General features: G+C 72.4%; 14 protein-coding genes. 3 read left to right on the forward strand and 11 right to left on the reverse strand.

All coding sequences use genetic code 11. The annotated features are described in order from the left end of the window. Window positions 1–29 precede the first annotated feature (29 nt). Window positions 30–221 (forward strand): hypothetical protein, encoded by a 192-nt coding sequence (locus tag D9R14_RS16020; RefSeq protein ID WP_121624358.1) that lies wholly within the window; start codon window positions 30–32, stop codon window positions 219–221. Between the two features lie 91 nt (window positions 222–312). Here the strand turns inward: D9R14_RS16020 and D9R14_RS16025 are convergent, their stop codons facing one another. The 4 genes from D9R14_RS16025 to purD all read right to left on the reverse strand — a co-directional run bounded on the left by D9R14_RS16025 (window position 313) and on the right by purD (window position 3,384). Beyond that, window positions 313–939 carry a DUF1254 domain-containing protein gene (locus D9R14_RS16025; RefSeq protein WP_121624359.1) on the reverse strand — a complete coding sequence of 209 codons (627 nt, stop codon included), beginning with the start codon at window positions 937–939 and terminating at the stop codon, window positions 313–315. Window positions 940–944: 5 nt separating this feature from the next. Beyond that, entirely contained in the window at window positions 945–1,520 is a 576-nt protein-coding gene (locus D9R14_RS16030) for a DUF1214 domain-containing protein (protein WP_121624360.1), read from the reverse strand. 134 nt (window positions 1,521–1,654) lie between these two features. Further along, window positions 1,655–2,086, reverse strand: coding sequence for an acyl-CoA thioesterase (locus D9R14_RS16035; protein ID WP_121624361.1), 432 nt, complete (start codon window positions 2,084–2,086; stop codon window positions 1,655–1,657). Between the two features lie 32 nt (window positions 2,087–2,118). Continuing rightward, window positions 2,119–3,384, reverse strand: a complete 1,266-nt coding sequence (purD, locus tag D9R14_RS16040; protein ID WP_121624362.1) for a phosphoribosylamine--glycine ligase — start codon at window positions 3,382–3,384, stop codon at window positions 2,119–2,121. Window positions 3,385–3,519: 135 nt separating this feature from the next. Between purD and xseA the strand changes: the two genes are divergently transcribed. Together xseA and D9R14_RS16050 are read left to right on the forward strand one after the other, a co-directional pair. Then, entirely contained in the window at window positions 3,520–5,124 is a 1,605-nt protein-coding gene (gene xseA, locus D9R14_RS16045; RefSeq protein WP_121624363.1) for an exodeoxyribonuclease VII large subunit, read from the forward strand. Window positions 5,125–5,257: 133 nt separating this feature from the next. Continuing rightward, a complete protein-coding gene (locus tag D9R14_RS16050; RefSeq protein WP_121624364.1) occupies window positions 5,258–5,479 on the forward strand; it encodes a DUF2093 domain-containing protein in 222 nt (73 codons plus the stop codon). A 21-nt stretch (window positions 5,480–5,500) separates the two neighbouring features. Here D9R14_RS16050 and lpxK read toward each other — a convergent pair whose 3' ends face one another. The 7 genes from lpxK to D9R14_RS16085 all read right to left on the reverse strand — a co-directional run bounded on the left by lpxK (window position 5,501) and on the right by D9R14_RS16085 (window position 11,244). Then, window positions 5,501–6,532, reverse strand: coding sequence for a tetraacyldisaccharide 4'-kinase (gene lpxK / locus D9R14_RS16055; RefSeq protein ID WP_121624365.1), 1,032 nt, complete (start codon window positions 6,530–6,532; stop codon window positions 5,501–5,503). Further along, on the reverse strand, window positions 6,529–7,824 hold the full coding sequence (locus tag D9R14_RS16060) for a 3-deoxy-D-manno-octulosonic acid transferase (protein ID WP_121624366.1): 1,296 nt from the start codon (window positions 7,822–7,824) through the stop codon (window positions 6,529–6,531). Before D9R14_RS16060 ends, lpxK begins: the two co-directional genes overlap by 4 nt. Continuing rightward, window positions 7,821–8,525, reverse strand: a complete 705-nt coding sequence (locus tag D9R14_RS16065) for a lysophospholipid acyltransferase family protein (RefSeq protein ID WP_121624367.1) — start codon at window positions 8,523–8,525, stop codon at window positions 7,821–7,823. Before D9R14_RS16065 ends, D9R14_RS16060 begins: the two co-directional genes overlap by 4 nt. A gap of 91 nt (window positions 8,526–8,616) precedes the next feature. Next, the gene (locus D9R14_RS16070) at window positions 8,617–8,865 is read right to left on the reverse strand and encodes a DUF4170 domain-containing protein (protein WP_121624368.1); all 249 of its coding nucleotides are present in this window, start codon (window positions 8,863–8,865) and stop codon (window positions 8,617–8,619) included. Beyond that, window positions 8,862–9,725: a 3'(2'),5'-bisphosphate nucleotidase CysQ gene (locus D9R14_RS16075; RefSeq protein ID WP_121624369.1), complete on the reverse strand. Its 864-nt coding sequence runs from the start codon at window positions 9,723–9,725 to the stop codon at window positions 8,862–8,864. The genes D9R14_RS16070 and D9R14_RS16075 overlap by 4 nt, the downstream gene beginning before the upstream one ends. Before the next feature lie 83 nt (window positions 9,726–9,808). Then, entirely contained in the window at window positions 9,809–10,759 is a 951-nt protein-coding gene (gene ubiA / locus D9R14_RS16080; RefSeq protein ID WP_121624370.1) for a 4-hydroxybenzoate octaprenyltransferase, read from the reverse strand. 8 nt (window positions 10,760–10,767) lie between these two features. Then, complete coding sequence (locus D9R14_RS16085) at window positions 10,768–11,244, reverse strand: hypothetical protein (protein WP_121624371.1); 477 nt, start codon at window positions 11,242–11,244, stop codon at window positions 10,768–10,770. Window positions 11,245–11,376 lie beyond the last annotated feature (132 nt).

Raw genomic sequence — 11,376 nt, forward strand, 5'->3', positions numbered from 1 at the left:
GTGCTGGGACCACGCAGAGGACGAGGGGCATGAGCACGGTGGTACTGTTCAGCGCGGCGAAGCGGAAACGCGAGGCCGCTCCCATATCCGAGCCGGCGCCGCTGGCCGGGCCGAAGGTGGTGATCCTGCCGGTGGTGCGCATCGAGCGCCATGCGGAGCCGGAAATGGCGCTGGCGCGGGTGCGCGGCCAGGGGCCGGGCCTCGACCGCAAGGTCCACTGAACCGGCTCTGCGCGATCGGAGGCAAGGCCGCCGGAATGCGCGCAGGAGCGGGATCGCGGTCCGCGCATCGGCCCGCGCGTGATGTCTTGGCTCAGCTTGCCTGGCCGCAGCCCGCAGCTTCCAGCTGCTTGCGCACCCCGGCCCGCATGCCGCGCTCGCGCACGAACGCCCGCACCATCACCACGCCCTCCACCGAGGGGGAGACGATCACCAGCCGGTCGGCGGCGGTGATTTCCTCGTCCTCCGGCAGCGCCGCCTTCTGCGCCGCGGTCATGAGGTCCAGCTCGATCACCGCCCCCGCCGCCTGGTCGCTCAGCGCGTAGAAGGCGAGACCCTCGGCGGTATAGAACGACACCGAGGTATAGTCGGACGTCGCCGGAACCCGCACCTTCACCGGCCGCTGCGACAAGTCGTAGAGGCAGACCGCCGAGATGAAGGCCGGGTCCGTCATCGGCAGCACCGCCTCCTGCGGCGTCGGGTCCGGCAGCATCACCATCATGTTGCTCTCGGCCAGCTCGGACAGGCGCGCATAGGCGTTGCGCTCGGCCAAGGCCGGCATGGCGAGGATGGAGATGATGTGGGCGATGCCCGCCAGCACCACCGCCACGGCCGCCGAAAGCAGCAGCCCCGCCGGCCAGCGGGCGATCCGCGCCAAAAGGCCGCCGAGCCGCCGCCGCAGGGGGCCGGCGTCTGTCCGGCGGTCGCGGATGGCATCCATCCCGCTCACGGGCATCCCTCCTGCACGATGTGCGGCAGCGGCATGGCATCGCCCGCGCCCGAGGCGAATGAGAACGGCGCGTCATACAGCCGGAGCACCACCTTCACCCGGCTGCGCGCGCCGGTGGGCAGCCAGTTGCCGGAGCGCGCGCGCGGCGACAGCCGCACGTCGATGGCGCCCTGGTCGGTATAGACCGCCTCGGCGCTGGTGAGGCCGTAGCGGCCGGCATCGTTGGGGATCAGCCGCCCGTCCGAATCCATGAGCGTCAGGGTCCACAGCCGCGCCTGCGGCAGCACGCCGGAGATGCGCGTCACGCAGCGCCCGTCGATGGGCCGGCCGGCATCGTCCGTGCCGGCGAGGAAGAGCAGGCCGTCGGCCAGCTCGATGGGCAGCTCGCCCGAGCGGGCGAGGGCGGCGCGGGCGTAAGGGTCGGCCTTCACCGTTCCGGCGCGCGGCCAGCCCTCCCAGGGGCCGGAGCGCACCACGTCGAGCCCGCGGCTTCCGCTGACGGCGAACCACGTCACGCCGAGCCCCAGCACGGTGGCGGCAAGCAGGGTGAAGGCGAGCGGCAGCAGGCGCACCGGGCAGATTCCAGACGGCGGCCGAACGCGCCGCCGCGCCTTGATAAAGCAAAACGGCCGGCCAGGAAAAGGCAGGCCCCACGGAGGCGGGGAACAGGCGGCCGGGAGCGGGGGCTCCCGCTACCGTCGCGACCTCAGGCGAGGGTGCCGAGACGCGCGGCCACTTCGGGCGGGAACGGGGTCGAGCGGCGGGACTGCCGGTCCACCAGGACCATCACGGTCTCGGCCGTGGCGACGCACTTTTCATCCTGGAACAGCGCCTGTCCCAGCGTCACCGAGCTGCGGCCGACCTTGAGGACGCGGGTGCCCACCTTCACCTCGCCCGGCCACAGCACCTCGGCCCGGAAGTCGAGCACGATGCGCGCGAGCGAGAAGAAGGTGCCCTCGGGCGCCAGCGCGCGGTCGCCGGCGCGCAGGAGCTGGGTGCGCCCGGTCTCCAGATAGGTGGAGATCACGGCATTGTTGACATGACCCAGCATGTCCGTGTCGCCGAAGCGGATGGTGTCGAAGGCCTGCACCGGAAAGCTGTCGAGGGTCGGCAGCGGCGGCTTCTCGCGGTCGGTCACGGCAGGGCTCCGGTCGGGCTGGGGGGCGGCGGTCAGGACGGGCGGCCGAGCAGGCGCCAGCCGATGTCCTTGCGGAAGAAGCCTTCCGGCCAGTCGATTTTGGCGATGGCGTCATAGGCGCGCGCCCGCGCTTCGGCGAGGGTGCGCCCGCTGCCGGTGACATTGAGCACCCGGCCGCCATTGGAGACGATGTTCGCCCCCTTGAGGCGGGTGCCGGCCTGGAACACCAGGACGCCCTCATCGGCACGGGCCTCGCCGAGCCCGCCGATGACGCTTCCGGTCTGGTGCGGGCCGGGATAGCCGCGGCTGGCATAGACCACGGTCATGGCGGAGAGCGGGAACCAGGAGGGCGTGACCTCGGCAAGGCGGCCCGTGGCGGTGGCATAGAGCACCTCCAGAAGGTCGCCGGCATAGCGCGGCATCAGCACCTGGCACTCGGGATCGCCGAAGCGGCAATTGTACTCCACCAGCTTCGGCCCCTCGGCGGTGAGCATGAGGCCGGCATAGAGCACGCCGCGATAGGGCGTGCCGGCGGCGACCATGGCTTTCGCGGTGGGCACGAGAATCTCGGCGATCGCCCGCGCCTCCAGCTCCGGCGTCAGCACGGGGGCCGGCGAATAGGCGCCCATGCCGCCGGTATTGGGGCCGAGGTCGCCGTCATAGGCGCGCTTGTGATCCTGGGCGCTGCCGAACGGCACCACCGTCTCGCCGTCGACGAGGGCGAACAGGCTCGCCTCCTCGCCCTCCATGAATTCCTCGATCAGCACCTCGGTGCCGCCGGCGGCGAACACCTGCGCGACGGCGTCCGTCGCCTCCTCCACCGTGAGCGCCACCACCACGCCCTTGCCGGCCATCAGCCCGTCCGCCTTCACGACGATGGGTGCGCCCTGCTCCTTGACGTAGCGACAGGCGGCATCCACGTCCGAGAACCGTCCGAAGGCGGCGGTGGGGATGCGGTTGGCCTTGCACAATTCCTTGGTGAAGAGCTTGGAGCCCTCCAGCCGCGCGGCGGCGGCGGTGGGGCCGAAGGCGGGAATGCCGGCGGCGTCCAGCCGGTCCACCAGCCCCGCCACCAGCGGCGCCTCGGGGCCCACCACCACGAAGTCGATGCCGTGGTCGCGGCAGAAGGTGACCAGCGAGTCATGGGCGGAGAGGGGAATGCCCTCCACCAGGTCCGCATGCTCGGCGATGCCGGGATTACCGGGCGCGGCATAGAACTGGCCCATGGATGGGCTCTGCGCCAGCTTCCATGCCAGCGCGTGCTCCCGCCCTCCCGAACCGAGCAGCAATACGTTCATGCCCCGCATTCTCCTTCTTCTTGCCCCACTGGCTATCGGCTCGCGCGCCCGGCGACAACCCCCGCGGCTCTGCGCTCGCCGCATGGGGGGCGTTCCCGTTATGCTCTCCTGACCGCAGTCGAGGCGTCCGATTCGATGGCCGACCACCCCGATACCCGCGTCAACGCGCCCGAATGGAGCGTCTCCGAGCTGTCCGCCGCGCTCCGCCGGACGGTGGAGGACGCCTATGGCCACGTGCGGGTGCGCGGCGAGATTTCCGGCTATCGCGGCCCGCATTCCTCGGGCCACGCTTATTTCAGCCTGAAGGACCAAAGCGCGCGGCTCGACGCGGTGATCTGGAAGGGCACCTTCGCGCGCCTGCGCCTGCGCCCCGAGGAGGGGCTGGAGGTGGTGGCGACCGGACGGCTGACCACCTATCCCGGCAAGTCCGGCTACCAGATCGTCATCGAGGCGCTGGAGTTCGCCGGCGCCGGCGCCATCATGGCCATGCTGGAGGAGCGCAAGCTGCGGCTCCAGGCGGAAGGCCTGTTCGATCCGGCGCGCAAGAAGAAGCTGCCCTATTTGCCGCGCGTGATCGGCGTCGTCACCTCGCCCACCGGCGCGGTGATCCGCGACATCCTGCACCGCCTCGCCGACCGGTTCCCGCGCGACGTGGTGGTGTGGCCCGTGCGGGTGCAGGGCGAGACCAGCGCCGCCGAGGTCGCCGCCGCCATCCGCGGCTTCAACGCTTTGGCCGAAGGCGGGCCGGTGCCGCGCCCGGACGTGATCGTGGTGGCGCGCGGCGGCGGCTCGCTGGAGGACCTCCTGGGCTTTTCCGAGGAGGTCGTGGTTCGCGCGGCGGCCGAGAGCGCCATCCCTTTGGTCTCGGCGGTCGGCCATGAGACCGACGTGACGCTGATCGACTTCGCCGCCGACCTGCGCGCGCCCACCCCCACCGCCGCCGCCGAGCTGGTGGTGCCGGTGCGCTCGGACCTGATCGCCCAGGTGGAGGGACTGGGCGCACGCCTTTCGGCCGCGCCGGTGCGGCTCCAGGAGCGCCGCCGCGCCGAGCTGCGCGCGCTGTCGCGGCTCCTGCCCACCGCCGAGACGCTTCTGCAGGCGCCGCGCCAGCGGCTCGACGGCGCCGCCGACCGGCTGCCGCGGGCGCTCGCCGCCAATGCGCTGGCCCATCGGCTGCGGCTTGCGGCCGCGGTGCGCAAGCTCTCGCCCGAGGTGGTGCGCGGCCGCATGGCCCGCGCGGGCGATCGCATCGCCGCGCTCGGCGGCCGGCTGGCGCAGGGGCTCAGCGTCGGCACGGCGCGCCGGCGCGACCGCTTCGCGGCCCATGCGGGGCGCTTCGACATGGCCGGACGGGCGCAGCGCGCCGCCTACGGCACCAGCCGCCGGATGCTCGCCGATCTTTCGCGGCGCGCCGGACGGGCGATGGAGGACATGCTGCGCGCCGAGCGCCGCCGGCTCGCCAGCCTCGCCCAGCTTCTGGACGCGCTGTCCTATCACGGCGTGCTGGCGCGCGGCTTCGCCCTGGTGCGCGACGCGGAGGGCCAGGCGGTGCGCGCCGCCGCCGCCGTGGCGCCGGGCGCGGCGCTTGAGATCGAGTTCGCGGACGGCCGTGTCGCGGTCCGTGCCGGGGACGGGGAGGGGTCGCCGCCCCGCGGCGAGGTCCCAGCGCGCCGGACCCGCAAGCGCGCCGCCAAGGCCGGCGGAGCCGGTGCGGCCGAACCCACATTGTTCGATCGCTGAGCCGGAGGCCTTTCCCCGCATCCGGCAAAGCACTATTCTGCGGGAAATGCGTCTTCGGGCGCCACAGGAGGCGCCGCCTCGTTCCGGCCGGTCCGCGGCCTGATCGACGCGGCTTTGGGACCGTCCCGCCGTGATGAACCGATTTGAACGTTTTCCCGAACCGCATGGCGAGGCGGACGTCCGCTATCTCGACGGCGAGTTCCGGATCCTGCGGCCCGGCAGCTTCGTGCGCTGCGCGGTGACCGGGCAGCCGATCGCGCTCGACGAGCTGCGCTATTGGAGCGTCGACCTCCAGGAGGCCTATGCCGATCCCGAGGCGGTGCTGACCCGCGTGCGTGCGCTGGCCGGTCGCTGACCGCGCCGTCCGATCCGTCGCCTATCCGGCGCCACGCCGCGCCGCGGCCCGTGCTTCCGCCGTCGCGACCAGACGGGCGAGAACCCCTTCGTCCGCCAGCCGCAGCGTCACCGGCACCACCTCGATGAGCGCGCGTATGCCGGAAAAGGCAGCCAGGCGCGCCGCGTCCTTGGTGGTGGTGACGAGGCCGAGGCCGCGCGCCTTGGCGTCGGCGGCGAGCGCCGTGATCTCCGCTTCGGTGAACAGGTGGTGGTCGGGGTAGGGACGGCGCTCGGCGACGTCGAGGCCGGTACGCGCCAGCATCTCGAAGAACTTTTCCGGCCGGCCGATCCCGGCGAAAGCGAGCAGCGGCCGGCCCTTCAGCCGCGCGATCGCGTCCGGATCGGGCTCCAGGACCGCCTCGGCCGCCGCGCAGCCTTTGGCCTGCGCCAACTCCGCGAGGGCGGGAAACGGGTCGGCCTCCGGCGCCTCGCCCACCACCAGCAGCAGATCGGCGCGGGCGAGCTGGGGGGCGAGCGGCGCGCGCAGCGGCCCGGCCGGCAGCACCCGGCCGTTGCCGACGCCGACGCCGCGATCCACCACCAGCACCGACACGTCCTTGGTGAGGCTCGGATTCTGGAAGCCGTCGTCCATCACGACATGGGTCGCGCCCTCCGCCACCGCGAGGCGCGCGCCGGCGAGCCGGTCCGACCCGGCCACGATGGTGGGCGCGCGGCGGGCGAGCAGCAGCGGCTCGTCGCCCACGTCCGCGGCGGTGTGGTGCACGGGGTCGACCCGCACCGGCATCGCCGCGGTGCCGCCATGACCGCGCGACAGCGCGAACGGACGCCCGCCGCGCAGCACGATCAGATCGAGCAAAGCGAGCGCGGCCGGCGTCTTGCCGGCGCCGCCAACGGTGGGGTTGCCGACGCAGATCACCGGCACCGGCACGGCGCCGCCGGCCTTGCCCATGCGCCGCAGCGTCTCGGCGCCCACCAGCGCGCCGACCGGCGCAAGCAGGGTGGCCGCGAGCCCCGGCGGGCGCCACCAGAAGGCCGGCGCCCGGGCGATCATCGGTGCTGCAGCCGGATGTGCACGAGATAGGGCTCGATGGCAGCGAGCGTGCGCTCCAGCGCTCCGCCCAAGGCGGCCACGCTGACGCGGGCGCCCGCCGCCACGCGCTCGCGCCGGGCCTTGTCGCGCAGCATCACGAAGGTGAGGCGCGCCAGGTCCTTGATGTCGGCCACCGGCAGCGCGCCGCCGTCGGCATCGAAGCGGGCGTAGATGGCGCCGAAGTTCCACACATGCGGTCCGTGCAGCACCACGGCGCCGAGCTTGGCTGCCTCGATGGGGTTCTGCCCGCCGTGCTCCACCATCGAGCCGCCCATGAACACCACCGGCGCGCAGCGGTAGAGCAGGCCCATCTCGCCGATGGTGTCGGCCACATAGATGTCGGTGTCCGGCGCAGGCAGGGCGTCGGCGCTGCGCCGGGCGGTGCGCAGGCCCGCCTCCTCGGCCAGCTCGGCGATCTCCTCGCCGCGCTCGGGATGGCGCGGCGCGACGATGGTGAGCAGGTCCTTGAGCTCCTTGCGCAGCGCCTTGTGGGTCGCCATGGCGAGCACCTCCTCCCCCGCATGGGTGGAGGCCGCGAGCAGCACCGGCCGGGCGCCGATGGCCGAGGCGAGCGCGCCCAGGGCGATCGGGTCCGCGGCGGGCGCCGGCACGTCGAACTTCAGGTTGCCGCACACCTCGACCCGCGGCGCGCCGAGGGCGTGGAAGCGCGCGCCGTCCTCCTCGCTCTGGGCGAGGCACAGGTCGATGCGCGAGAGCAGCGCCCGCGCGCTGCGCGATAGGCGCGACCAGCGCTCGGCCGACTTGGGCGAAAGGCGGCCGTTCACGAGCACCACCGGCGTGCCGCGCCGGCCGAGATCGTACAGCAGGTTCGGCCACAGCTCGGACTCCGCGAGCAGCACGAGGTCCGGCTTCCAGTGGTCCAGGAAGCGCGAGACGAAGGCGCCGGCATCGAGCGGCATGAACTGGTGGATGACGCCGGGCGGCGCGCGCCGGGCGGCCACCTTGCTGGAGGTCAGCGTGCCGGAAGTGAGCAGCACGTTGAAGCGCCGGGCGACCAGGCGCTCGATCAGCGGCATCACGCAATTCACCTCGCCGACGCTCGCCCCGTGCACCCAGACCAGCGGCCCTTCCGGCCGCTCGGCGCTGGCGATGCCGCGCCGCTCGGGCAGGCGCTCGCGATCCTCCTTGCCCTTGCCGGCCCGGTAGGAGAGCCAGGCCGGCGTCAGCAGCGCCGCCGCGGCGCTGGCGCCGCGGTAGAGCCGCAGGGTCACGGTGAGCGAACGCGCCTTCATCGAGACTTTCCGCCGGCGCGGCCCACGAGTTCCTCGGCCCGGGCGGTCACCGCCTCAAGCCGCTCCTGGACCTGCGCCCGCGCCGCGGCGAGCGCGGCATCGTCGGCGTCGCGCGGCACGTAGACGGGCTCTCCCACCACGGCCGCGCCCGGGCCGAAGGGCAGGTTGAGGCTGGCGCGATCCCAGCTCTTGAGGGTGATGCGGTTGCGTGTGGCCATGGCGAGCGGAAGAATGGGACGACCAGAATACCGTGCTATGGTAACGACGCCCAGCCCCGCTTTGCGCGCAATTTTAGGCACGTCCGCGGTCATGGCAACGTTCGTGCCCTGCCGCAGGGTCTCCAGCATCTCATAGGTTGCCGACACCGCGCCCTTCCGGTGGAAGTCGTGGCGCGAGGTGGCCCCCGAGCCGCGGATCGTGCCGACGCCCAGCTTCTCGGCGGCGATGGCGTTGATCTCGGCGTCCGCATGACGCGAGATCAGCACCTTCGCCTTGTGGTGCGGCTTCATGGCGAACGGGGTGAGGAAGTGCTGCCCGTGCCAGAAGGTGACGATCACGGGCATCTTCTCGTCGATCACGTCGAAGATGTCGGCGGGCTCGATGACGAACCGCGTGGTGTTCGCCACCAGCTTGAAATAGTTCGCGAAAGTCGTGCCGGCGGCCTGCTGGAACGCGCGGTTGGTCCGGATGCGACGCCACATGTGTCTTGGTGCTCACCCTTGGGCCGGAGCGGCATGGGGACGAAGCGCCCGCTTCGAGGCCGTCCGTCCGCACGCTGGGGAAGGTCGGAAACTATTCGCCGTGCGCCTTGCCGGTCTCAGGGTCCAGCAGGCGGTGCAGGTGTACCACGAAATAGCGCATCATGGCATTGTCGACGGTCTGCTGCGCCTTCGCCTTCCAGGCGGCGGCCGCGCTCGCATAGTCGGGATAGATGCCGACAATGTCGAGCTTGGAAAGATCCTTGAACTCGTTGCCGTCGATCGAGGTCAGTTCGCCGCCGAACACGAGGTGCGGCAGCTGCTTCTTGGCCGTGGTGCTCATCGTGGTGCTCTCGGTGTGGTGCCCGGAACCGGGGGCGGGAGGGACGAGGAAGCGCGCGCCGCCAGCACCGTCGCGATCAGCGGCAGCCCGGCGCACAGCAGGGCGCCATGGCGCGGCACAAGGCGGTTGTAGAGGATCGGCTCTCCGGCATGGCTGGCGAGGCGCCCGGCGGCCTCCTCGACGATCAGGTCGGCGGCGGCGAGGTCCCAGTCATGGGCGTTCTCCCCCACCAGCGCGATGTCGATCTCGCCGCTCGCCACCCGCGCGAGGCGCAAGGCGAGCGAGCGCACGCGCGGCAGCCGGTTCAGCGCCACTTTCGGGTGGAAGGCGTCCAGCGCGGCCGTCGGCCCGGCGACGCGCGCGCCCTCCAGCGCGGCGCGGTCGCTGGCCCGGATCGGCGCGCCGTTAAGCGTCGCACCCTGGCCGCGCACCGCCAGGAACATCTCCTCGCTCGCCGGCGCATAGAGCGCCGCCGCGACAGGCCGTCCACGCTCCACCAGGGCGGCGGACACCGCCCAGTCGGCGCCGCCGGCCATGAACGCACGGGTGCCGTCGATGGGGTCCACCACCCACAGGCGCTCGGCGCCGAGGCGCGCCCCGGTGTCGGCGCTCTCCTCGGAGAGCCAGGCGACATCCGGCGCCGCCGCGGCCAGGCGCTCGCGCAGGAAGCCGTCCACCGCCATGTCGGCGTCGGTGACGGGGGAATCGTTCTCCTTGGTCCAGGTGGCGAGGCCCGCGTCGCGCATCTCGCGCGCCATGGCGCCCGCCTGAGCCACCGCCGCGACGAGGGGGCGCATCAGGTCGGCCAGGTCGCTGCCGGGGCCGGCGGGATCGGGAAAGCCGGAGGGTTTCACGCTCATGGGAGCCAAATAGGCGGCGCCGCCGCCGGAGGCAAGGCGCCTCGTGCTGCATCGCACGCGCTGCGTCGCGGCGAAGGGCCGCTTCAGAGCAGAGCGGGCACGATGGTATCGAGCGCGAGGCCCGCGAAGAGGATCAGGCCGGCGTCCCGGTTGGACTTGAACACCGCGAGGCACCGCGCCGGATCGTCGATGTCGAGGGCGCGCACCTGCCAGGCGAGATGCAGCGCGAAGCCCGCGAGGCCGATGAAGGCGAACGGCCCCGCCCGGGCGGTGTCGAGCGCGAGGGCGAACAGGCCCACCGTCACCGCGTAGCACGCGCCGACGACCAACGCCGACCGGCGGCCGAAGAACAGAGCGGTGGAGCGCACGCCGACGATGGCGTCGTCCTCCTTGTCCTGGTGGGCATAGATGGTGTCGTAGGCGAAAACCCAGACGACGCAGCCCGCGAACAGGAACAGCGCCGGGTCCTCGATGGCCCGGAACACGCTCGCCCAGCCCATCAGCGCGCCCCAGGAGAAGGCGATGCCCAGCACCACCTGCGGGAAGGACGTGATGCGCTTCATCAGCGGATAGACCGCGACCACGCCGAGCGAGGCGATGCCGGTGACGATGGCGAAGCGCGGCAAAGAGAGCAGCACCGCGAGGCCGACCAGGCACTGGGCGGCGAGGAAGGCGAAGGCCGCGGGCACGCTCACGGCGCCCGAGGCAATCGGCCGGTTGCGGGTGCGCGCCACCCGGCCGTCGATGTCGCGGTCGAGAATATCGTTCCAGGTGCAGCCGGCGCCGCGCATGGCGAGCGAGCCGATGGCGAACAGCACCAGGAGCCTCGGATCGGGGTAGGCGCTGCCCGCTGCGACGGCCGCCAGCGCGGTGGACCACCAGCAGGGCAGGAGCAGCAGCCAGGTGCCGATCGGCCGGTCCACCCGCGCAAGGTGCAGATAGGGCCGCAGCGACGCGGGCGCGCGGCGATCCACCCAGTTGCCGCGCGCGGCATCGGCGATGTGGGGTGCGGCGGGCCCTTCCGTGGAACTCAAGGGCGGCCCTATTTCTTCATCACGTTGCCGTTGAGCGTGTCGAAGACGTTGCCGCCGGCCCCGCCCAGGGAATAGCCGGTGGTCACGCCCAGCGCGCTCGAGATGGAGCCCTGCGGCGGCGGCTTGGCAGGTCCGCCCGGCGCGACGCCGCTGGCGGCCGCCTGGCAGACCTGGTCGCGCACGCCGCTGCTCTTCTTCAGGCTGGCGCTGGAGGCCTTGATGGCCTCATCCGGCACCTGGCACCACTCCTTGTTGTCCACCAGGAACTTGTTCCAGCGGATTTCGGCGGTGACATAGGAGCGGAACAGCGGGCACAGGGTCTGCGGGTCGGCCTTGCGCTTGGTGGCGGCGCCGAGGGCCTTGCCGGCCTCCTCCAGCGCGCCGCGCGCCGCGGTCGCATCCGACTGGCAGTCCGCCATCGCGCCCGAGAGGGTGAGTGCGCTGCCGAGCCCAGCCGCCGCGATCACGAGCGTCAATCTGTTCATGGAGCTTCGCCCCCTTCTCTTGCCGCCCCCAGGGGAACCGTTGATACAGAGACCTTAAAGATTGGGCAACATCACGGCAGCCACGGCGGGAAATGGTTCCGGGCGCGCATTCCCGCTTGACGGCTTCCGGAC

This window comes from Xanthobacter tagetidis (assembly GCF_003667445.1).
Lineage (GTDB): Bacteria > Pseudomonadota > Alphaproteobacteria > Rhizobiales > Xanthobacteraceae > Xanthobacter > Xanthobacter tagetidis.

Coding starts and splice junctions, on each gene's coding strand:
- D9R14_RS16020 (WP_121624358.1), top strand. CDS start 30: ATGAGCACGGTGGTACTGTTCAGCGCGGCGAAGCGGAAACGCGAGGCC.
- D9R14_RS16025 (WP_121624359.1), bottom strand. CDS start 939: ATGGATGCCATCCGCGACCGCCGGACAGACGCCGGCCCCCTGCGGCGG.
- purD (WP_121624362.1), bottom strand. CDS start 3,384: ATGAACGTATTGCTGCTCGGTTCGGGAGGGCGGGAGCACGCGCTGGCA.
- xseA (WP_121624363.1), top strand. CDS start 3,520: ATGGCCGACCACCCCGATACCCGCGTCAACGCGCCCGAATGGAGCGTC.
- D9R14_RS16050 (WP_121624364.1), top strand. CDS start 5,258: ATGAACCGATTTGAACGTTTTCCCGAACCGCATGGCGAGGCGGACGTC.
- lpxK (WP_121624365.1), bottom strand. CDS start 6,532: ATGATCGCCCGGGCGCCGGCCTTCTGGTGGCGCCCGCCGGGGCTCGCG.
- D9R14_RS16060 (WP_121624366.1), bottom strand. CDS start 7,824: ATGAAGGCGCGTTCGCTCACCGTGACCCTGCGGCTCTACCGCGGCGCC.
- D9R14_RS16065 (WP_121624367.1), bottom strand. CDS start 8,525: ATGTGGCGTCGCATCCGGACCAACCGCGCGTTCCAGCAGGCCGCCGGC.
- D9R14_RS16070 (WP_121624368.1), bottom strand. CDS start 8,865: ATGAGCACCACGGCCAAGAAGCAGCTGCCGCACCTCGTGTTCGGCGGC.
- D9R14_RS16075 (WP_121624369.1), bottom strand. CDS start 9,725: ATGAGCGTGAAACCCTCCGGCTTTCCCGATCCCGCCGGCCCCGGCAGC.
- D9R14_RS16085 (WP_121624371.1), bottom strand. CDS start 11,244: ATGAACAGATTGACGCTCGTGATCGCGGCGGCTGGGCTCGGCAGCGCA.